Annotated in this window: 16 protein-coding genes and 1 other RNA gene; 8 read left to right on the top strand and 9 right to left on the bottom strand. The window is 43.4% G+C overall.

Annotated features, from left to right (window positions below):
- Window positions 1-17 precede the first annotated feature (17 nt).
- On the bottom strand, window positions 18-173 hold the full coding sequence (locus PATL_RS22670) for a hypothetical protein (protein ID WP_157043406.1): 156 nt from the start codon (window positions 171-173) through the stop codon (window positions 18-20).
- A gap of 344 nt (window positions 174-517) precedes the next feature.
- Here PATL_RS22670 and ssrA point away from each other — a divergent pair.
- Window positions 518-874, top strand: a transfer-messenger RNA (tmRNA) gene (ssrA, locus tag PATL_RS22405).
- Window positions 875-1,137: 263 nt separating this feature from the next.
- Here ssrA and PATL_RS08870 read toward each other — a convergent pair.
- Entirely contained in the window at window positions 1,138-1,545 is a 408-nt protein-coding gene (locus PATL_RS08870; RefSeq protein WP_011574560.1) for a hypothetical protein, read from the bottom strand.
- A 282-nt stretch (window positions 1,546-1,827) separates the two neighbouring features.
- A complete protein-coding gene (gene drt2 / locus PATL_RS08865) occupies window positions 1,828-3,117 on the bottom strand; it encodes an antiviral reverse transcriptase Drt2 (RefSeq protein WP_011574559.1) in 1,290 nt (429 codons plus the stop codon).
- A 924-nt stretch (window positions 3,118-4,041) separates the two neighbouring features.
- Between drt2 and PATL_RS08860 the strand changes: the two genes are divergently transcribed.
- The 3 genes from PATL_RS08860 (at window position 4,042) to PATL_RS08850 (ending at window position 6,853) form a co-directional block, all read left to right on the top strand.
- On the top strand, window positions 4,042-5,025 hold the full coding sequence (locus tag PATL_RS08860) for a hypothetical protein (protein ID WP_011574558.1): 984 nt from the start codon (window positions 4,042-4,044) through the stop codon (window positions 5,023-5,025).
- Between the two features lie 218 nt (window positions 5,026-5,243).
- A complete protein-coding gene (locus tag PATL_RS08855) occupies window positions 5,244-6,260 on the top strand; it encodes a hypothetical protein (RefSeq protein WP_011574557.1) in 1,017 nt (338 codons plus the stop codon).
- Entirely contained in the window at window positions 6,242-6,853 is a 612-nt protein-coding gene (locus PATL_RS08850; protein ID WP_011574556.1) for a hypothetical protein, read from the top strand. The genes PATL_RS08855 and PATL_RS08850 overlap by 19 nt, the downstream gene beginning before the upstream one ends.
- Before the next feature lie 548 nt (window positions 6,854-7,401).
- Here PATL_RS08850 and PATL_RS22400 read toward each other — a convergent pair.
- From PATL_RS22400 to PATL_RS08835, 3 genes are all read right to left on the bottom strand, one after another.
- A complete protein-coding gene (locus PATL_RS22400; RefSeq protein WP_006994792.1) occupies window positions 7,402-7,563 on the bottom strand; it encodes a DUF1328 domain-containing protein in 162 nt (53 codons plus the stop codon).
- A gap of 350 nt (window positions 7,564-7,913) precedes the next feature.
- The gene (locus tag PATL_RS08840) at window positions 7,914-8,111 is read right to left on the bottom strand and encodes a CsbD family protein (protein ID WP_011574555.1); all 198 of its coding nucleotides are present in this window, start codon (window positions 8,109-8,111) and stop codon (window positions 7,914-7,916) included.
- A 263-nt stretch (window positions 8,112-8,374) separates the two neighbouring features.
- Entirely contained in the window at window positions 8,375-8,881 is a 507-nt protein-coding gene (locus PATL_RS08835; protein ID WP_011574554.1) for an MmcQ/YjbR family DNA-binding protein, read from the bottom strand.
- 364 nt (window positions 8,882-9,245) lie between these two features.
- Here PATL_RS08835 and PATL_RS08830 point away from each other — a divergent pair, with 364 nt between their 5' ends.
- Window positions 9,246-9,779, top strand: a complete 534-nt coding sequence (locus tag PATL_RS08830; protein WP_011574553.1) for a YHS domain-containing (seleno)protein — start codon at window positions 9,246-9,248, stop codon at window positions 9,777-9,779.
- A 233-nt stretch (window positions 9,780-10,012) separates the two neighbouring features.
- Here PATL_RS08830 and PATL_RS08825 read toward each other — a convergent pair whose 3' ends face one another.
- Together PATL_RS08825 and PATL_RS08820 are read right to left on the bottom strand one after the other, a co-directional pair.
- The gene (locus tag PATL_RS08825; protein ID WP_006994798.1) at window positions 10,013-10,570 is read right to left on the bottom strand and encodes a phosphoribosyltransferase; all 558 of its coding nucleotides are present in this window, start codon (window positions 10,568-10,570) and stop codon (window positions 10,013-10,015) included.
- Between the two features lie 155 nt (window positions 10,571-10,725).
- The gene (locus tag PATL_RS08820) at window positions 10,726-11,937 is read right to left on the bottom strand and encodes a lipoprotein-releasing ABC transporter permease subunit (protein WP_011574552.1); all 1,212 of its coding nucleotides are present in this window, start codon (window positions 11,935-11,937) and stop codon (window positions 10,726-10,728) included.
- 360 nt (window positions 11,938-12,297) lie between these two features.
- On the opposite strand from PATL_RS08820, the gene PATL_RS08815 reads away from it, so the two are divergent.
- Genes PATL_RS08815 through PATL_RS08805 form a run of 3 tightly spaced genes read left to right on the top strand, consistent with a single transcriptional unit; the run spans window position 12,298 to window position 17,809 of the window.
- Entirely contained in the window at window positions 12,298-12,894 is a 597-nt protein-coding gene (locus PATL_RS08815; RefSeq protein WP_011574551.1) for a PilZ domain-containing protein, read from the top strand.
- 5 nt (window positions 12,895-12,899) lie between these two features.
- On the top strand, window positions 12,900-16,382 hold the full coding sequence (mfd, locus tag PATL_RS08810; RefSeq protein ID WP_011574550.1) for a transcription-repair coupling factor: 3,483 nt from the start codon (window positions 12,900-12,902) through the stop codon (window positions 16,380-16,382).
- Complete coding sequence (locus tag PATL_RS08805; RefSeq protein WP_011574549.1) at window positions 16,382-17,809, top strand: CsiV family protein; 1,428 nt, start codon at window positions 16,382-16,384, stop codon at window positions 17,807-17,809. Before mfd ends, PATL_RS08805 begins: the two co-directional genes overlap by 1 nt.
- 94 nt (window positions 17,810-17,903) lie before the next feature.
- Here the strand turns inward: PATL_RS08805 and PATL_RS08800 are convergent, their stop codons facing one another.
- The gene (locus PATL_RS08800; RefSeq protein WP_011574548.1) at window positions 17,904-20,510 is read right to left on the bottom strand and encodes a TonB-dependent receptor plug domain-containing protein; all 2,607 of its coding nucleotides are present in this window, start codon (window positions 20,508-20,510) and stop codon (window positions 17,904-17,906) included.
- Window positions 20,511-20,534 lie beyond the last annotated feature (24 nt).

The raw sequence follows: 20,534 nt of genomic DNA, 5'->3' as shown, positions 1-20,534 counted from the left end.
GTACGATACCCGGTGAGTTAGGTGTGAGAAAACACCAGTTCAATGATCCCAAGGTTTTCTTTCGTTGCAGCTTCGACTAGGCGATTTTCTACCTTTAAGCCACTTGGTAAACGAAAAGCAGAAAATACACCAAAGCTAGCGTGCGCCAAATACAGCTGATAAGGTTCTTTCAACGTCTGGGTTTTCCATTAGCTGAAATACCCTCTGCTGCCACAACAAAAGATGACTTTGGTCATGGCTTAATCCTTAAGCTATTAAACACGGAACGCTAAACGCCAAGAAGCAGAGCCGTTACTGGCTGAAATTCAACATCAATCAGATCGCGTTGATAAACTCATCAACCTATTGAACAAAAACTGGGCAGATGGTAAATGTTTACCTGAACAAACTTTAAGCAAATGCTGAGCAAACTGCGCAATGAAGCGAATTATTAGCTGCTTTCGCTACGCATATTAGTGATTTCCCCCGCGTCTATGGTACAATGCTCCCCGTTGGTAGTTTGCAACCAACAACATTTGGGGCTGATTTTGGATTCGACAAGATTCTTGAGGCTTTAGGTGCATGCAGAGGAGCGGTTTGCCTCTTAAAAAGCCGCATTTAAATAGTCGCAAACGACGAAAACTACGCTCTAGCCGCTTAATAACCGGCTAAGCCCTTCCACTCATACTCTTTCTGCTAGTAGAGGTTCGGAAGGTCATCCCAGCAGAATAGCGAGGGAACCTTGTCTAAGGGTGAACCGCGAAATAGTATTAGGCCCGCTATGAGAAATCCTGTCTGCCGGAGTTCGAAATAGTTAAATAAAAGACAGAATAAGCATGTAGTACCGACGGTTAACGTTTTTTGGACGCGGGTTCAACTCCCGCCAGCTCCACCAAACATCGCGATGAAAAGGCTCTTCAGAAATGAAGAGCCTTTTTTTGTTTTTGGATTACTGAGATACCTTGTCAGAGTAATTCTAATAACGCGCCCTTCCCTATTTCAAAACATCAACTTCAGGCATCGGACCGATAATCCTCTGAGATTTTTTGAGGCTAACTTCTATAATTAGTTTACTTTCTTATCATGGGTGTCTTCGTAATTTTTTCTGTTTTTCTAATAATTTTTTATGTTGTTCTGCTTTTTGCTCAATCACGTGTATTAATTTCCTATAAAGGTAATTGATAACGCTAAGATATTTCCCAATAAGGCTGCGCTGGCTATCCATATTGAATACGTTGCTAATTTGTTTGATTTCTCTGAGTTTTGAGTAGAGATATAAGACAAGAAATTAAAATATGTTTCGGTGTTTAACTGCCAATTCCCAGGGTTGTTATGCACATATGTATTATCAATTGTAGTTAAACTTTCCATACTGTCTGGACCATTAGGCTGTAAACAAATCTCTTTTATTATTTCCGCGATTCGGTAATCGCTCACTCCATTCAGTTCTTGTGTTTTAGCTGCTTCACAAATACTAAATTTTTCTTTTTTTTCACTTTTCCTAAGTACAAATGCCGTAACACGAAGTACATCTGGATCTGACTTTTTTGCTTCTGGTATTTGCACTAAATATTCCTACATATCTATTAACTATTTTCAAATTAAATCGAGCTGCCATATCTGCAATTGACCAACAAAGATACAACCTGCTCTGATTCTAACAACGGAAAGATGTACTTATTGAATATAATTACGGATGACAGAGAAAGGATACGAATATCCGGTTAAAAGTGTTTTATCCATTTGATAACTAAAGTAACTTTTACTGTATTAGAGTTCAATTTATCAGTGATAGTATTTTTTAGGAGGCTGTATCTAACCGAGTCATTTTTTTGTTGTAATTAGTACCTAGTGCTTAATTTCAGCTTGCAATCTTTTCCACAAAGGTTTGATTTGTTTTCGAATTGAATTAGAGCCCATGACTTCAGCTGCACAATGCGCATAGGTAATGAAGTTTCTTCGGCCTAGATACGAATGCTTACTATACAATTTTTTCTTATAGAGTTGCGTTGGTAATAAGCCTCTCTTTACCCTTTTCTCGTTTCGTACTTTCTGCGTTCTTTTAGCTAATTTAACCGCTTTTTTCATTCGTTCAGAATACTTTGCCAACCCAGCACTGCGTAACATTTTACGTTTGCCATCGAAAAGAAAACCCAAATATTGCAGTGGTTTATTAGAAAATAACTCTGACCCCTTTAATACAAATTGCCGCTTTTCAGTTTTACCGTGATTAATCTCTATTTTTAGGCTTTCAATTGCATCGGTAACAAACTGATCAATGGATGAAACGAACTGTTTGGCAGCATCAGGTATTATAAAAAGCATATCATCACAATAACGAAAATAAACACCACCTTGGCCTTCTAAAGCCTCTTTTACTCGCTGGTCAAAATCCAGCATGTAAATATTGGATAGAAGAGCGCTGATAGGTGTACCTTGTGGAATACCTTTATTAGGTCTCGGATTTTTGGATATAAGATTATTTTCTCTAACATACTTTCGAAACTGCTCGGCTGTGCAGAGTCGCTTGTTTTGTACTTTGGGGTTGTGAATAGACAGCCCTAAACTGCCAAACAATTTACATTTATCAACTTGAGTAAATTTAGTAAGTGATTTAAACACTTTATAATGATCATCTGGTAAGGTTTTAACACCGAGAAGTGTTTGCCATTGTGACTTTAAAACACCATGATCCAAAGTATCAAAAAACTTAGATACGTCATAGCCAATTGCGGTACAAGGCCCTACCTGATTAATTGCTTCGAATGCATCGTTGGCAAAATGTATATTACTTTTACCCTTACTTCGAAAAGCTAGAACGTTGTCATCTAAATTTAACTCAGCTACTTTTACTTCGTATTCCTTACTTAATAATTGCGCATAGTAACTATAGATTGCAGCATCACTATGAGCCGCGTAAGCAATGGGTCTTGGCTTCTTATGTTTAATCAGTTTCCCATTATCGTCGGATCTGACTTTAATTTTAGTAACTTCGAAATTAATAAGTGGGTAAAAGGCATGCTTAGCAACTGCCTCTGGGTTGGTGGCAATTGAGATTGCCTTGCGCTTTCCTATTGGAGGGTCAAAATGTAGGTAGTGTCTTTCTTTATACCAATCATTTAGATTTTCAATGCTCATGTTTATCCTTAAACAATGGTAGCTAAACCAGCGCTAAAATCGGTTTTGCGGCGATCCTAAGCTTAGCGCTGGCTTATCTGGATTGACTTACATCGCACCATCTTGTTGCAGAAGCAACGAGCCGCATGTGTTAATAATGATATATACTAATAATCATGGGGCATTGGAGGTCCCGAGTAACATGGAAACAATAATGTTCATGATAGCGTCAGTTACTTTAAGATTTCTCTTGCAGTACCTTGACAAACTGTAGCATCCCCTAATCTCTATAAATTAGGCAAAGCCATATTAGATATATTTATTTACCAAAGCAATCAGAAAGTTGCGGCACATTAATATTGAAAGTTATCAAACACAAAAGCGCTATTAACAGCTAACAGTAACTTTTAGAAGTACCAAAAATAGTACCACTGCAATAACAATCAATTAATACATTTAATTATCAAACGCTTAAGTTACCAGTTAGGCTCCTGCCAGCCCCACCAAACATCGCGATGAGAAGGTTCTTCAGAAATGAAGAGCTTTTTTGTTTCTGGGTCCCACGCTTTGCAGTGAGCTAATTAGTCTTTTGCCTAGACTGGCAGGCGATGTGATATTTACCGAGATTTATCTATTCAATGCGCTAACTCAATCCCTCTCTAGGCTCAGACATCTCATGCATAGCGGCCTCAGCTTGGTTGCTAGCTTGTGCGCTGTAGTCCCTTTTCCAATTATCAGTTTACAGATATCTATAGGACAATGATTTATCATGCCTTGTGACAAAGTGCGTTTTCTGAGAAAGAGTGAATTGAAATTGAGCGGATTGGGACAAGAAAATATAAAGACACCCATGCGAAAATATAAAGACACCCATGCTAAAAATGGTCAATTTTCAGGGCTGAACTAGACTTGATTGGTGTCTTATTTTTGTCAGGTAGATGGATTATGCCTCAACCTCGAAAAAGCCAAATTAGTTTAATCGATACGCCCTATTACCATTATGTTTCCCGCTGCGTACGCCAGTCATTCTTGTGCGGAGTCGACACGCATTCTGGGCAAAGTTACGAGCATCGCCGAGGCTGGGTTGAAGCGCGTTTATTGTTTTTATCTACGGTATATTCCATCGATATTTGTGCCTATGCGGTCATGAATAATCACACGCATGTGGTGCTATGTGTGAATAAAACAATGGCTGATAATTGGGATAGCCATGAAGTGTTGAGGCGCTATCACAAGCTGCACAGAGGCACTTTGCTGACTCAGAAGTTTATGAACGGCGATACGCTGAGCCAAGGAGAGCTAATCACTTTTGATGAGACCGTTGAAACCTACCGAAGACGTCTTTACGACATAAGCTGGTTTATGCGTGATTTGAATGAGTATATTGCTCGTGAAGCCAATAAAGAGGATGGCTGCACCGGGCGTTTTTGGGAAGGACGATTTAAGTCCCAAGCGCTGTTAGATGAGAGTGCCCTTCTGGCGTGTATGGCCTATGTAGATTTAAACCCCATTCGTGCAAAAATGGCAAAAACACCCGAAACATCGAAGCACACCAGTATCAAAAAACGTGCTCAGGCGGCTAAAAATAAACGAGAGCAACCGATTGCTTTAATGCCGTTTGTAGGTAATCCTCGTGAAAATATGCCCAGAGGTATCGCTTACTCACTCAAAGACTATTGTGAATTGGTAGACACGACAGGCCGATGCATTCGTGATGACAAGGCTGGTCATATTGATAACACTCACAGCCCTATCCTACAAAGGTTAGGATTAGACTCTGCTCAATGGTTAACCTTAACCACGGAGTTCGAAAAACACTTCTGCTACGCAGCAGGTGCGGAGCAAATGATGAATGCATTCAAGCGCCATACCCACCATCAACGGCTGCGAGGAATGACCAAAGCGAGAGAGTTGTTAAGGCGCGCCTGAAAAGACTGCAACTAATAAATTTCAAACATTGCATACCCTGTAGCCTGCTCTCTTGCCTGAAAATTGACCTTGCGCGCAGTTTCCTTCCTCTACGCTCAATATTTCAAGAAAAAATCAATCTGCCGGACCAAAAATCAATCTAATTATTTTAGGAGAGTTCCATCTTGGATATGGGAGTAATTGTTGCTTGCAAATTATGATGGGTGTCTATGTAATTCTTGTCTTCTCTAGAAGTTCAATTAGTTACCATGGGTGTCTCTGTAATTCCTTCTCTAGTAGTTCAATTAGTTACCGTGGGTGTCTCTGTAATTTCCTTTTATAAATTCATTGATGTAAAACATCTTGAGATAGAAAACTCAGAGACTCAAGAAAGCGATTATTTTCTATACGGAAAAATAGTAAAAGATTTTGTTTATAGTAGAGAGCAACTGCTTGATGAAAACGAGTCAGACGTTGTGGCGGATCACGATGAACTACGAGATTCTCCGTCGTCAACATTCATACTGTCCCTACAAGATCATAGGCTCTACTTCATTAAAGAATTCACTCTTAGTCCAACCCTATCTAACTTTAAGTTATTAGTTGAGCACCTAATAAAACTTCAAATATCTGAAATCATTGATGAAATTCACACACGAAAAAAAGAGATGAACAAACTTAACGGAGGCACAATTAAAGTTCCTTCTAAGAAAAGCCTTAGGATCAGTTATCCAAGCCCATCTATTGAGATTGTTAAACTCTCATCACCAGATGGAATTATGGAATTCATCAACAGTATGAAGTCGGTAAATCGTTTTGAATTGAAAATTAACAAAACTAATCATGAGGCTGACCTATCGTCTCTTTTTAAAGTGCTCCGCGATCAGAATAAAGAAATGGGACCTGATTCAAAAAACACTCTCATATATAACAAGGGGAAAAAGTCTCTAAAACATGAAAAGGTCATCGAGCTTGCGAAAGCAGCCAGCGAGGACAACAATGTGAACTTCTTAGTGAAAGGGGATGCTGTTGATGGAGGTCCAGTGAGTGGCACTGAGGAAGACTTCGACCTAAAGATGCCAATCTCTGAAATCGAAGAAACACCTGAATTGATGGCCTACAAAGCCCATAAAACCTTTTGGCAACTTATAAAAGACGGTATTGTCAAACAACCTAGAGTGGACAATATCAAATTAGTCCAACAAAAAATTAAGAATATTATAGAGCTATTCGGCGTATGGAATTCGAAGAAATAACAAAAGAGAATACTTTTTGGAAACTCTTTAAACTAACCCGAGAGATCAAAACGGCGAGAGATACGTTTTGGGTGTTTTTGTGCAGCCTAGCTATTCTCTTCGCATTTTATTCTTTGCGTATCGACTCCTTAAAAGATGTGGAAACTCTAATAGTCTCGGCGTCAGATACTGTATTGACAGCGTCAGTATCTTTAATTGGTTTTATTTTTGCCGCTTACGTTTTATTTGCAAGTATGACCGATAAAGAGCTAATGAGAATAATGGCTCTCCATAAGCATCCTAATTACGATATGTCATACCTGAAGTTGGGTCATTGTAACTTCATTAAGATAATATTGGATCTTCTTATGTTAGTGGCTATTGCATATTTGGGAAAAATCCTTTTACCAACATTCCCAGAATTTGACTCAATCACATTTTATTTCACTAAGTTAATTTACATCTTCCTATTATCTGTATATCAAGCAGGCTTTATTCTAGTGTTAATGCTCTGTAAGTCAGCCATTTTTAATGTGTATCATAGCATAATGATGAGCACTCGATGGTATGCCGAAGAAAAGGTAAAAGAAGAAAGCCCAGAGTCTGACGAATAAAGCATATAAAGATAGATGTTCGGACCCCGCTGACAACCAACACCACTTAAATACGAGTGCTTAAAGGTTTTCAAGACCGAATGTCGTACACTCCCGCCAGCTCCACCAAACATCTTGATAAAAAGGCTCGTCAGAAATGAAGAGCCTATTTTGTTTTTAATGTCCCGAACGCTTTGCTGTTAGTCTTTTGCCTAGACTGGCAGGCGATGTGGTATTTACCGAGATTTAGATATTCAATGCATTATCTCTCAATCACCCAACATTGGCGACTAAACAATAGCGACATTAAATTAGTTGCTAGCCTGCGCGCTATAGTCTCTTTTATAACTATCAATTTACAGGTATCGACAGGCCAAAATTTCATATTCCCAGTGACAAAGTGCGTTTTCTGAGAAAGCGGGAAGTTGAGATTGAGCGGAATGGGACAAGAATGATAAAACTGGTTAGTTGAGGCGTAGCCTGAAGCTAGCTGCTTACTGGCTGTAAGCTATTAATAAATACTCAAAAAAAAGGCTGCGCATTGGCAGCCTGATCATGAATTAAGGTAGCTAGACTTTCCTTCTGCCCATCACCACTGAAATAACCAGTAGAACTAAGAATACGAAGAAAATAATTTTTGCGATACCGGCTGCAGAGCCTGCAATTCCGCCGAATCCCAACACTGCAGCAACCAGTGCAATAACTAAAAATATAACAGCCCAACGTAACATAACTATTCCTTTTAACAATGAGTGGACTTTAACTAATGCTTCAAACGTGCCAACGGGCCCTATAGGTAGAAAAACGCATATAAAACGTGGGGTTGAGCCTGGGTTCGTTTATCAAAAATCGCTCCACTCTGTATTGATTTCATGAATAATTTTATTACCTCATTGTAAGATTTTCACGTGTTGAACATCGATGATTCCGTGTCGGTGTACATCACCAAAGCGGCCAGAGGGGATTGAATTGAAAACCAGTAAACGTAAAAAAGAAGGGGGAGTGAAAAAGAAAAAGCGCGTGAAGAAACAGTTCTTCACACGCTTTCAATGGTAATTTTAATGGTACGAATGGCTGATGATTAATGACTATCGAAGAAGTCGTCTACCTCGCGCTCTGCTTCTTCCTTAGACTTGCCGTACTTCTCTTGGATTTTGCCCACCAGTTCGGTGCGGCTGCCTTTCATTTTGTCTACGTCGTCATCGGTAAGATCGCCCCACTTCTGCTGGGCTTTACCTTTTAATTGTTTCCAATTTCCTTCAGCTTGATCTTGATTCATCATTATCTCCTTTGTTGAGAAAATATTGCGAAAATCGCCTGAACACCCGTTGCGCGCAGACGTGCTTCAATAGGTAAGGAGCAATGACTATGCCAGCGTGAATACGACAGCGCGAATACGACAGCGTGAATATGACTGCGCTTTTCCCTACATCAGTGTTTCGTTGGAGTGCACCGAGCAAAGCTGGATCAAGTGAGTCCCCACCGCTAACGAAATTTTCAGCTAGGCACTTTCGAGCTGAGCACTTTCGAGCTGGGCACTAACTATAGGTGAAGCAGAATAGATACCTGCGCTTTCTTCGGCAGCTTATTCACCACCAGCATAAAGGAGTGTTTTATCATTCGTTGAAGTTCGCCGGCTGGCAGGCTGCCATCCAAAATAACGGTATTCCAATGCTGTTTATTCATGTGATACCCGGGGATGACTGCGCTAAAAACGTCTCGCAGCATAACTGCCTCGTAAGGATCGCACTTTAGGTTCATCCAATACACTTTATTGGCCTCCTTACTACATTCTTTACAACCCTCTTTACTGCATCTGTTAGTGCTCTCATCACTGGTCTGCGCTTGCTCATCGTTAATGCTAGCAGTGTGAGAATTTGCACGGGGAGTCGCTTTGCCCAAAGAGAGCGTAGCGAACATTTTACCTTTGACTTTGAAAACCGCTACCTCAGGCCCAAACGGAAAGTCTTCGACTGTATCCGGGAAGTCTAATAGCCACTGACGCGCTTGGGTATAGATTTGGCTGTATGCCTTGTCTTGACTGTGCATGTACTCTTGCCCTCGTCCTTTTTCTTGCTCCTGTGTTTGCTTCTGTTCTGGCGCTGTCTTTGCGGTTATTTTAGAGGCATTTTGTGAGGCCGTTATTTTCATCGTAAACCTAGCGTAAAAGCAAACAGAGGTAAGGCCTAATATAGCGCTATTTTCATTTAGGCTACCACCTGTTTGACGGCATGTTGCTAAACCTTAGAAGCCACTAGCGGAAGTATTTGCCATTGGCGTGCAATATTATTGGCGCTGACCTTGTCTTTACTTATACAAATATCTGGTTCGTAACAAAAACGCTCCAAGAAAAAGCTGAATAGAACGCTATATAAAGCGTTAGATAAAGCGCAGTTCAAAAAGGAATACACACATGCTAGGCAAGAAAATAATGAAAATCACAGGGTTACTTTTTGGGTTTTACCTTTTAACAATGAATATTGCGTTCGCCGAATCGCTCGACAGGGCAGCTGTTGAAAAACAGGGCACATTAGCACTGCAAGGCTTTGACCCAACAACCTATTTCAACCTAAGCGGAGCTAAACTGGGAAACGATGCTTTTCAAGCCGTGTATATGGGTCAGCGCTATTTATTCGCCAATGAAAAGAATCAGCAGAAATTCGCTAATAACCCTGCACAGTATTTACCGCAATTTGGCGCGCTTTGCGCCCACTCTCTGGTAATGGAAAAAGACGTCATCGCAGACCCTTCAATTTACACCATTGAGGCAGGTAAGTTGTATATGTTCGTTTCACAAGAGGCGAAAAGTGAATGGATTAAAGACAGTAGCAAAAACCTCATTGCTGCTACCAAGCATTGGCAGTACAAATCAGAAAAACGTTTCGAGCAAATCGCGGCCAAAAAACGCTGGAAAAAAGACAATAGCGTTGAGTTGTTTACCTTTTAATTGCCTAGCGAAAGCTTGCTTGACTAAGAAGAGCTAGCTAAAGCTTGCTTGATTTAGAATGCCTAGCGAAGGCTTGCTTGACTCAGAAGACCTGGTTCAAGCTCACTTGATTGGGAGGCCCTAGCTCAAGATTGATTGATCGAGAGCTCACTCGCAGCAGATTAAAAACCACAAAAAAAAGGAGCAACTAGGCTCCTTTTTCAATCCGCTTTACACAGACAAACGCGGCGTTATTACACCAATATGTCGCGTACGTTGGCTAAATCTGTTTTGCCATTGATGATTTCGTCTGGGGTTAAGCCTGAAATCTCATGGGGGAATACCAACCACTCGGCACTTTCGTGTACAAAGTAGTCTGGCACTATGTCAGTTTTATTGTTTTGCGGCTTATAGTAAGGGCAAGCAATACGAATGTTTTTCGGCATATTCGCGCGAGACAACTTCTTAATTTGCTTAATCAGCGCATCAACACTGCGGCCTGAATCAAACACATCATCAACAATAAGCAAGTCATCTTCGGCATTGGCGTTTTCAATCAAATAATGCAAACCGTGCACTTTGATGGTTTTTGATTGTTGATCGATACCGTAATAAGACGATGTACGCACGGCAATGTGGTCTGTCTCTACTTTTTTAAAATCGAAGTACTCTTGAACCGCGATACCAATTGGCGCACCGCCGCGCCAGATGCCAATAATAAAATGCGGACGAAAACCATCTTCGTACACTTTTGATGCTAAGCGAAATGAATCTTCTAGTAATTGCTGAGCGGTAATAAATGTTTTTTCCATCGAAAAACCCTTTAAAGCGTGGAGTGCCACTGACTGCTTAAGCTAACAAATCAGCGTGCTAATTTTAAATCATCGCTCATTATACACTGAAATCTTATGATAAGAGATGGCGATTATGGCAAATTTGTGACGAGTGACCTGACTCGGCAATAAAACTATTCATATTTAAGCGCACTGGCTGGGTCAACCTTCACCGCCCGATAAGCAGGATAAATACTGGCAGCAAAGCACAGCAGCAAGGAAAACAGAATAAGCATCACCACCTGATGCCAATGCATGACTATGGGCAACCCTGCCCCGCCGGTAGCCGCCATAATCGGCACATTAAATAAGCTCAACAAATTGTTTAGTTGGCTGACAAGTAATAAACCGCCCGCTGCGCCAAACAGCGTTCCTTTAATACCGTTATATAAGCCATTAACCAAAAAGACCTGCATAATGCGCCCGCGCGACAACCCTTGGGTCAGTAAAATAGCAATATCGCCTTTCTTCTCAGTCACCACCATCACCAGCGCCGACACAATATTAAAGGCCGCCACCGCGATAATGAGCAGCAGCATTAAGGCCATCATGTTTTTTTCCATCTTAACGGCATCAAACAGCGGGCCTTGGCGCGTACGCCAGTCGTCGCTTTTAAGGCCAACCTCAGTTACCTTGTCGACCACCGTCTTATATTCAAACGGATCTTGCAAAAATAACCGCGTTTGCGCGATACGGCTGACCTTATTACGCATCAGCTTAGCGCTGTCATTGATGTTCATTAAAATCACTTTGGCATCAAGCTCTGAGCCCACATCAAACACACCTACCACAGTGAATAAACGCTGGCTCGGCATTTGCCCAAATGGCCCAAAGACACTGCCCTGTGCAGATAAAATGCGTGTTTGCTCACCCACCCTCAAGCCTAGGCGCGTTGATAATGCTCGACCGACGATAATGCCATAACTGCCCGGAGTTAAATCTGCGATCTGCCCGACCAACATATTCTTGGCAATAATGGAGTGCTCATGAGTGGTTTGTGGCTCAACGCCTTGTATCATCACCCCTTCTAAGCTGCGCGATGACTGCACCACGCCTTCAGACTCAATAAAGTCACTGGTGGCGGTTACGCCCGGTAATTTTGACAAGCTCGAAATGATCTGCTCGTTTTCACCCTGCGTATCTACCACTATATGCGGCGCGATACCGAGGATACGATCTTTCAAGTCCCCCTCGAATCCGTTCATTACAGACAACACCGTAATCAAAGACATTAAACCAAGGGCGATGCCAATGGCAGAGAAGGCGTTAATAAAGGCGATAAATTGATTACCTTTAGACGATTTTGCATAACGCAAACCGATAAATGCAGAAACAGAGTGAAACATGCTAGCAATGGACTCTTAGCAAAGGGTTAGAGATAATTCGGCGTGCAGGTTACATCACGCGGTGGCTCATTTGACTGTGTTTATTAACGTTTGTTTGAGTAAACTGAATTTATTTAACCTAACTTTGTTTTAACTGACTTTATTTAACAAAAGCACAGCATAAATGACTACAGTCATAATCGTTTAACTCATGGTAAAGTAAAACGTTTTTTGAATAATACGCTCTGGTCATAGCGCAAACAAGGTTACAATAGGCCAAACTATGTTTTGCCGCCTAAAATGCTAAATTAACCGTTAGCCGGCCGATAAAGACAGGCCCTTGAGCCACAGTGAATAACGATACTCATTTTCGGAGAATACATGCACGGCATTAGCCTCGAAGAAAAACAGCAACAATTCAATGAATTTTTCACCATAGAGCATGCCATACGGGTTAACTTTAAAGCCGTTGCGGCTGGCTTTACCTTGCCCGATGTCGATGACTTAGGGGAGCACATGCCCTACGCGTTTCGAGTGGCTAGTGAAGCAACTGCCATTGATGCCCAAGCCTTACGCCCACTGCGTAACATGGGGGAACATGCTGTCGAGCTGGCCAACTTTTTAAACGCGCAATCTCGCAAAATTGATTTGTTAATGTCCTTGGTATTGCAGCAACAAGACGACCCAAGCTTAGCTTACGAGTCAGTAAAGTTCGGCGGTGGCGGCATTATCGTTAAGTGCGATGAAGCCTACGAGCCTGAGCAAATCGTTGAATTAAAATTGTTTCTAAAGGAAGAGGCCTCCGCCATTTTTTGCTATGGCGAAGTCATTGAGTGCCAGCAGGCAGGCGCGCAGTATCATGTGTCACTTATTTATAACTGCATTCGTGAAGAAGATCAGGATCTTCTGGTACGTGCCAGTTTACATCTTCAAACGGCGCAATTACGCAAACGCGCCAAGCAACAAAAGAACGACTAATTTAGATGACAGCAAGTATTTTTAATCCGACTTTGGCCAAAGGCCAACGAGATGCAATTCACTGGGGCAATTTACACGGCAGTAGTTTGGCAATGTCTATTGCCAACGCTGCGGGCAAGACCAAAGGCCCTATTTTGCTGGTAACGGCAGATACCCCAAGCGCCATGAAATTAGAAAAAGAACTCAGCTTTTTCTTACAAGGTAAAAATGTGCAAGTGCAGCTTTTTCCCGATTGGGAAACCCTGCCCTACGACAACTTTTCCCCTCATCAAGATATCATTTCACAGCGTTTAGAAACCTTATACCGCCTCACTCAGGCCGAGAACTGTGTCTTCATTGTGCCGGTTAATACCTTGATGCTGCGCATGGCACCAACAGATTACCTCAGCAAGTATTTGTTGTTTTTAAAGGTCAATCAAACCTTAGACATAGACGCGTTCCGTTTAGGGTTAGAGCGCGCTGGCTACCAACATGTCAATCAGGTGATGGGCCACAGTGAGTTTTCGATTCGCGGTAGCATTATCGATTTATTCCCCATGGGCAGTCAGCAGCCGTTTCGTATCGACTTATTCGATAATGACGTCGACAGCATTCGTTATTTCGACCCCGACAGCCAACGCTCAGGGGATAAAATTGACGAAATTAAGCTGCTACCGGCGCGTGAGTTTCCTACTGATCAAGACGGCATCAAACTGTTTCGTCAGCAGTACTTAGAAAAATTCGACGCCAATAATTCTAAAGAGTCTATCTATTACCAAGTCGGTAAAGGCATGATGCCTGGCGGCATTGAATACTACTTGCCGCTGTTTTTTGAGCAAAGCGCCACCCTGTTTGATTACCTTCACCCAGACACCTTACTCATGATGCACGGCGATTTAGCCAAGGCCTGTGACTTCTTCTGGACTGATGTGAACGAGCGCTACGAGCAACTGCGTTATAACCTCAGTCGCCCGCTGATGGCCCCCGCAGATTTATTTTTGCGCAATGAAGAACTCTTCGGCGCGTTAAAGCAGTGGCCACGGATCACCATTGAGCAAAATGCCAAGGAGCAAAAAGCCGGCGTCACCAATTACGACACCCGCACGATTGGTGATATCGCGATAAAATCACAAAACAAAGTGCCCTGGGCAACGCTTAAGCAGCGGGTTGCTGATTGGCAAAGAAGCGGCAGTAAAGTGCTGTTTAGCGCGGAATCTCAGGGACGCCGTGAAAGCCTGCTCGATTTATTAGGTAAAGCGGGCATCAAACCCAAAGCGTTTGAACACCTAGATGCATTTCAAAAAAGCAAAGAGCTAGTAGGTATTACCATTGGCTTGGCCGAACACAGTTTCGTGCTCTTTGAAGACAACAAAGAACTGGCGTTTATTACCGAAACCGAATTGCTCGGCCATAAGATAAGTCAGCGCCGTCTGCGTGATAAACGCCAAGCCACTGACGAAAACGCCGTTATTCGCAACTTGGCTGAACTGGCCATTGGCCAGCCTGTGGTGCATTTAGATCACGGCGTGGGTCGCTACCTCGGCTTACAAACATTAGATGCTGGCGGGATCACCACAGAATACCTCACCATTGAATACGCCAAAGAAGCCAAGTTATATGTGCCGGTATCCGCGCTGCATTTGATCAGCCGCTACAGTGGTGGTGATTTAGAAAAAGCCCCTCTGCACAATCTAGGCACCGAGACCTGGAGCAAAGCCAAGCAAAAAGCCGCCGAGCGCGTGCGAGACGTGGCCGCACAATTACTTGACGTATACGCTAGGCGCGCAGCTAAGCCCGGTTACTCTTATAAAATAGCCTGGGACGAATACCAAGCTTTCAGCGACAGTTTCCCCTTTGAAGAAACCTTAGATCAGCAACAAGCCATCAACGCTGTTATTCAAGATATGGGTAGCAGCAACGCCATGGACAGACTCGTGTGTGGTGATGTGGGCTTTGGTAAAACCGAAGTCGCTATGCGCGCTGCCTTTATCGCAGCGAATCAAGGTAAACAAGTGGCCATCTTGGTCCCCACCACTTTGCTTGCCCAGCAACATTATGAAAACTTCAAAGACAGATTCGCTGATTGGCCGTTTAAGATAGAAGTAATGTCACGTTTTGGCAGTGCCAAAGACCAAAAAGGTGTCATGGCCGGACTCGACGATGGCAAAGTGGATATTGTAGTGGGCACCCATAAACTGCTGCAAAGTGATGTGAAATTTGATGACTTGGGCTTAGTTATTATCGATGAAGAGCACCGATTTGGCGTACGCCAAAAAGAGAAATTTAAAGCCCTGCGCTCAGACGTAGACATTTTGACTTTGACCGCCACGCCCATACCGAGAACGCTTAACATGGCGCTTTCCGGCATGCGCGACTTGTCAATTATAGCGACGCCGCCAGCCAAACGTTTGGCGATCAAGACCTTTGTGAACCAACGTAGCAAAGAGCTTATCCGCGAAGCCATCATGCGGGAAATTCTGCGCGGTGGTCAGGTGTACTTTCTGCACAACGAAGTAGATAGTATCGAGCGTACCGCTGACGAAATTGCCGAAATGGTGCCTGAAGCACGTATTGCCATAGGCCATGGCCAAATGCGCGAGCGGGAACTTGAAAAGGTCATGGGGGATTTCTACCACCAGCGACACAATGTGTTGGTGTGTACCACCATCATTGAAACCGGTATCGATGTGCCATCAGCGAATACCATTATCATGGACAGAGCGGATCATCTTGGCCTTGCTCAGTTACACCAATTGCGTGGCCGTGTGGGTCGTTCTCATCACCAAGCTTACGCCTATTTATTAACGCCGCACCCTAAACGCATGACCAAAGACGCCAAAAAACGTCTGGATGCCATATCCTCACTGGAAGATTTAGGCGCAGGTTTTGCCCTTGCTACTCACGATCTAGAAATACGCGGTGCCGGTGAATTGCTCGGGGACGACCAAACCGGTCAAATCACCACGGTCGGCTTTACTTTATATATGGAAATGTTAGAGCAAGCGGTGGAAGCGTTAAAAGAAGGCAAAGAGCCATCACTTGACACCGCCCTTGCTAATCAAACGGAAATCGAATTGCGCTTACCTGCACTATTCCCAGAAGATTACATCAGTGATGTGAACACCCGTTTGTCTTTGTATAAAAAGCTCGCTAGCTGCAAAAACGAGAGACAAATCAATGAAGTGCAAATTGAATTGATCGACCGCTTTGGCTTACTGCCTGATGCCGCTAAGAATTTAGTGCAAATCAGTCAAATGAAATTAGTGGCCAAGAAAGTCGGTATTAATAAGGTTGAAGCCAACAATGCAGGGGGTGCGATTGAGTTTTCAGATAAAACCCAAATCGACCCAAGCTTTATCATTAAACTGATACAATCACAGCCGCGCATTTATCGACTTGAAGGCGCCAACAAATTGAAATTCAATGTACCAACACAATCCGCCAGCGATAGGCTGCAACTTATCCTGGATATGTTAAATGAGTTTAGCCAGCAATTAAGAGCCGCTTAATGCCAAATATGTTTAGTTTTGTTAACACCAAAAACCAATCTACCACAGCGCGAAAGCCAAAGCTTGGCATGACACTGCTCGCCTTAAGCTGCACGTTAGGCCTGCATAATACCGCGCACGCTAATGACTGGTGGTTTGATGTTGAAGTGATTGTGTTTAAGCGAGATATTGCGGCACAAAGTATCGCTGAAAGCTTTGCCCATAAAGCACCAGAGTTTGCATCGCCAACCGCATTCGATTTACTCAGTGATTATATTACGCCGGATCTGACCTACATGAGTGCTGGCTTACCTTCGTGTGATGCCAGTGTTGAAGTAAATCAAAAAGAACAACATGAGCGCCAATTCATCTTAGCAAACACGGTATTTACAGAAACGGATTATTCTTATCTTGATGTACAAGATGAGCCGGCAGCAGACGAAACCACGGCCTTGATTGATCAGCTACGGGGCGCGCAAAGCAGCTCGGTAGCAAATAACCCAACAAGCACCATTGATACCCGGGTCTACACTGGTAGCGATAATGTCAGTCAAAGCGGCGCACAAGTTACGCCTAGCACGAGTCCTACTCTATCGGAGCCAACTTGGGTTAAATGGCAAATTCCTCAATCGCTGCCTTGCGCGTTCGAACAAGACCGCGTGTTACTGGCAGGCCCTTATGACAAGCCTATTGATGTCAGTCAACCTGAGCGAATACCCCGCAATATTGATGGCGTGGAATGGCCTAATCGCCAAAGCCCATACCTGTTGCCTAAATCTGCTCAACAGCTAGAAAAACTTGAAGAACATATCCGCTGGCAAAAAGATCTCACCCCGATTTTGCATTTAACATGGCGCCAGCCTGTGGTATTTGGCAAAGACAACGCCCAGCCGTTTAGATTAATTGCCGGTGAAAATTACGCGCAAGCGTATGACCAAGATGGTCAACGCAAAGTTGAATCACCACAAGTTGAACCAACAGACCCGCGCTTTTCAGCACTAGAAGATGATGACGCTAGCAGTGAACAGGGGTTATCTAATCAGGCCTTATTCGCGCAAATCAATGCTGCGCTCGCTTCGCCAGAGCCTGCAAAGGTCATTGATTTTAGTCAGGGCACTCCTGCTGACGCCAGCATCGACGCAGAAGATTTCATTCAAGTCGCAGAGAAACCGCTTTGGCAGTTAGAGGGTGACTTTAAGGTGTACCTAGAAAATTTGGGTCGCACGCCCTACTTGCACATTGACAGCAATCTAGACTATCGAGCGCCTATTACCCTGCGCTTACCCGGTGATACCGATGTGCAACCGAATAACTTTTTACAAAGCTTTCACTTTGATCAGTTACGTAGAGTGATTTCTAAACAGTTACACTATTTTGATCACCCTTTATTCGGCATGGTGGTGCAAATACGCCGTTATGAGCCACCAAAAGAAACTGACATTGATTAAGCTGTAACGTAAACACACAAAAGCGGCTCATTTGAGCCGCTTTTTTTATGAACGAATACTAAGGTCGTTCGTTAACTGCTATGCATAGGTATACCTAGAAAACAGTATTCAAACGCATGTAGTAGTAACCACCCTGCCAATCAACGATGTTGCTTGACCAGTACACCGCACCACAACAGTCGTCGCCGTCATCTTTGTCTGGGTATTCGTCAAAGATGTTACGTGCACCCGCTGCAATACTGACATTTTCACTGATTTGGTAGCTGGCTTCTAAATCGAAGAATACGGTTGGGTCGTATTCTTGGCGCGTTGTCGCATCAGAGCTTATCGCGTTTTCATAAGAGCCATATACGTTAGCGCGTACCAATAGTGTTAAGTCTTCAAAGCTGTGTTTCGCTGAAGCAACACCGCGCCATTCAGGTATAGCATTCTCTAAATCGAATTGATCTTCAGCATTCAAGTAAGCTGATGCATCTGAATCAATTTCGGTTTTATTGTAGTTAACAGATGTAGTTAGTACAGTATCACCCATGGTGTAGGTCACAACAAAATCCATACCGTTGGTCACAGTATCAAACGCATTTTGGAAGTAGTTAACACCACCAATAGTGTTTGCACCAGCGACACCCGCTGCTTCTAGCTTCAAGAAGTTAGCATAGGCATCTGCATCAGTTTCATCCGTGGATACATCCAAGGTCGATACCGCATAGAAGCGATCTTCAAGCTCAATGCGATAGAAATCTAATGTCACGTTCAAGTCATCAATATTGCCGGTTACACCAAGGCTGTAGTTCAATGATTTCTCAGGTTTTAGCGCTTCAGCACCCAAAGCTTGACCCACTGCACTTAATGCAGGGAATAAACCTGTGGCTACCGGCAGCCCGTCAGGTAAACGGGTGGAAACGTTAGTAGTACCTTGTTGACCAGGTGTTGGCGCCCTAAAGCCCGTACCCACTGAGCCACGCATGTTAAATTCGTCACTCAAGGTGTACTTAAACGCGACCTTACCGACGAGTTCAGAACCGAAATCCGAGTAATCTTCGTAACGCATAGCAGCTTGCAAAAATAACGCTTCAGTTACGTCACTGCTCACATCCCCGTAGATACCGTGCATATCACGCTCATATTCACCAGAGTACTCAGGTGAATACCCTGGGAAACCATTAGAGCCAACACCAACTGCGGTGTAAACAGGATCATCAGCATTTGAACAATCAAGGGTTGAGCCACCTGTGATAACCGCTAAGCCAGCAGCAGTCGTGCCGCCTGCATCGTCACAGAATCCCCATGGATCAGATGTAGCGTAAGCGCCTGCAGAGTAAGATGCTTCGTCACCGCCTTTAAGCTCGTAGGTTTCTTCCATGTAAGTGGCACCAAAGGCAAACAACACGTCTGAGTACAAACCAAAGTCAAAGTACTTGGTGAAATCTGCAGAGAATTGCAACTCTTCGTTAATCAGATCGCCTGGATGGAACGAGGTAGGCGAATCAGCTCCCATGGAAGGGTTAATGGTGTTTTTCAAGGTATATTCAATTTCATTTGAGCCATAACGACCGCTGAAATCGTACGTCATGCCATTAGCAAACTCGCCTTCTAGGCCTGTAACCAATGAGAAATCAGTAATATCACCAAAGAAGCGTGGCGTAAAACCACCTGGGAATTTCTCTAATGGGCTATAAATAGAACCATCTTCTTGGCGCAAATCTTCTATGGTGCCGTTACCTGGGTAGCGATAGTAGAAGGAAGCGTCCCCTTCACTTTCAGAGTAGTTACCAAAAGCGTAGAACTTCATGTCGTCGTTAAATTCGTAACCACTGTTAAAGAAAATACGCGTTGCGGAGGTATTGGGTTGTCCCCAAGGCTGTACCACGTCTTCGCCGCCTAAGTTGGCATTTTCCATACCGGCAACAAAATCAGGGTCGCTTAAATAAGGGTTTGCTGCGCCCCGTGGATCGCTTGCATCACCACACCACCAATCTTCACAATATTGCTCACCGCGATTGGTTGAGTCTGAATCTGCGTATTCAGCAGATAAACTCAAAAAGCCGTTGTCGCCTAATGCGAAACCAATGTTACCCGTTAGTGTGACTTGTTCGCCATCACCTTCGTAATATTGACCAGCATCAACTGAGAAAGAGCCACCCTCATCGTTATCTTTTAAAACGAAGTTGATAACCCCTGCGATAGCATCAGAACCATATTGTGCTGCAGCACCATCGCGCAATACTTCAACACCTTTAAGGGCAGAAGACGGAATGGTCGCAATATCAGGCCCTTGCGTACCAGAACCACCGATTTGCACAAGTGCAGAGCGATGGCGACGTTTAGAGTTTACCAAGACTAAGGTTTTATCCGTTGGCATACCGCGTAAGGTGGCAGGACGAATAAAAGATGCACCGTCCGATATGGGCTGGCGCTGCAATGAATATGACGGCACCAACGTTTTTAATATGTCATTGGTATCCGAAAAAGGCACTGCGGCTAAATCGTCTTCACTGAGTACATCAACTGGTACAGGCGAATCCGCTAGCGAGCGAGGAGCGCCGCGAGAGCCGGTAATTACCACTTTCTCATACGCAGCAGCCGCTTCATCTGGCGTCTGTGTTTCTTGTGCCATTGCTGATGATACTGCCACAGAACTGATTGCACAGGTCATCAACCCGGTTTTTATTGCTTTGCTAAGTTTATTTTGCTTGAGCATGTGTGTTCACCTTTTTTTATTTTT

It is taken from the genome of Paraglaciecola sp. T6c (assembly GCF_000014225.1).
Lineage (GTDB): Bacteria > Pseudomonadota > Gammaproteobacteria > Enterobacterales > Alteromonadaceae > Paraglaciecola > Paraglaciecola atlantica_A.
This window is presented reverse-complemented; position numbering and strand designations above follow the sequence as displayed.

Bases quoted from the DNA above. Each gene is read 5' to 3' on its own strand.
- drt2 (WP_011574559.1), bottom strand. From the start codon at position 3,117: ATGAGCATTGAAAATCTAAATGATTGGTATAAAGAAAGACACTACCTA.
- PATL_RS08860 (WP_011574558.1), top strand. From the start codon at position 4,042: ATGCCTCAACCTCGAAAAAGCCAAATTAGTTTAATCGATACGCCCTAT.
- PATL_RS08850 (WP_011574556.1), top strand. From the start codon at position 6,242: ATGGAATTCGAAGAAATAACAAAAGAGAATACTTTTTGGAAACTCTTT.
- PATL_RS22400 (WP_006994792.1), bottom strand. From the start codon at position 7,563: ATGTTACGTTGGGCTGTTATATTTTTAGTTATTGCACTGGTTGCTGCA.
- PATL_RS08840 (WP_011574555.1), bottom strand. From the start codon at position 8,111: ATGAATCAAGATCAAGCTGAAGGAAATTGGAAACAATTAAAAGGTAAA.
- PATL_RS08835 (WP_011574554.1), bottom strand. From the start codon at position 8,881: ATGCACAGTCAAGACAAGGCATACAGCCAAATCTATACCCAAGCGCGT.
- PATL_RS08830 (WP_011574553.1), top strand. From the start codon at position 9,246: ATGCTAGGCAAGAAAATAATGAAAATCACAGGGTTACTTTTTGGGTTT.
- PATL_RS08825 (WP_006994798.1), bottom strand. From the start codon at position 10,570: ATGGAAAAAACATTTATTACCGCTCAGCAATTACTAGAAGATTCATTT.
- PATL_RS08820 (WP_011574552.1), bottom strand. From the start codon at position 11,937: ATGTTTCACTCTGTTTCTGCATTTATCGGTTTGCGTTATGCAAAATCG.
- PATL_RS08815 (WP_011574551.1), top strand. From the start codon at position 12,298: ATGCACGGCATTAGCCTCGAAGAAAAACAGCAACAATTCAATGAATTT.
- mfd (WP_011574550.1), top strand. From the start codon at position 12,900: ATGACAGCAAGTATTTTTAATCCGACTTTGGCCAAAGGCCAACGAGAT.
- PATL_RS08805 (WP_011574549.1), top strand. From the start codon at position 16,382: ATGCCAAATATGTTTAGTTTTGTTAACACCAAAAACCAATCTACCACA.
- PATL_RS08800 (WP_011574548.1), bottom strand. From the start codon at position 20,510: ATGCTCAAGCAAAATAAACTTAGCAAAGCAATAAAAACCGGGTTGATG.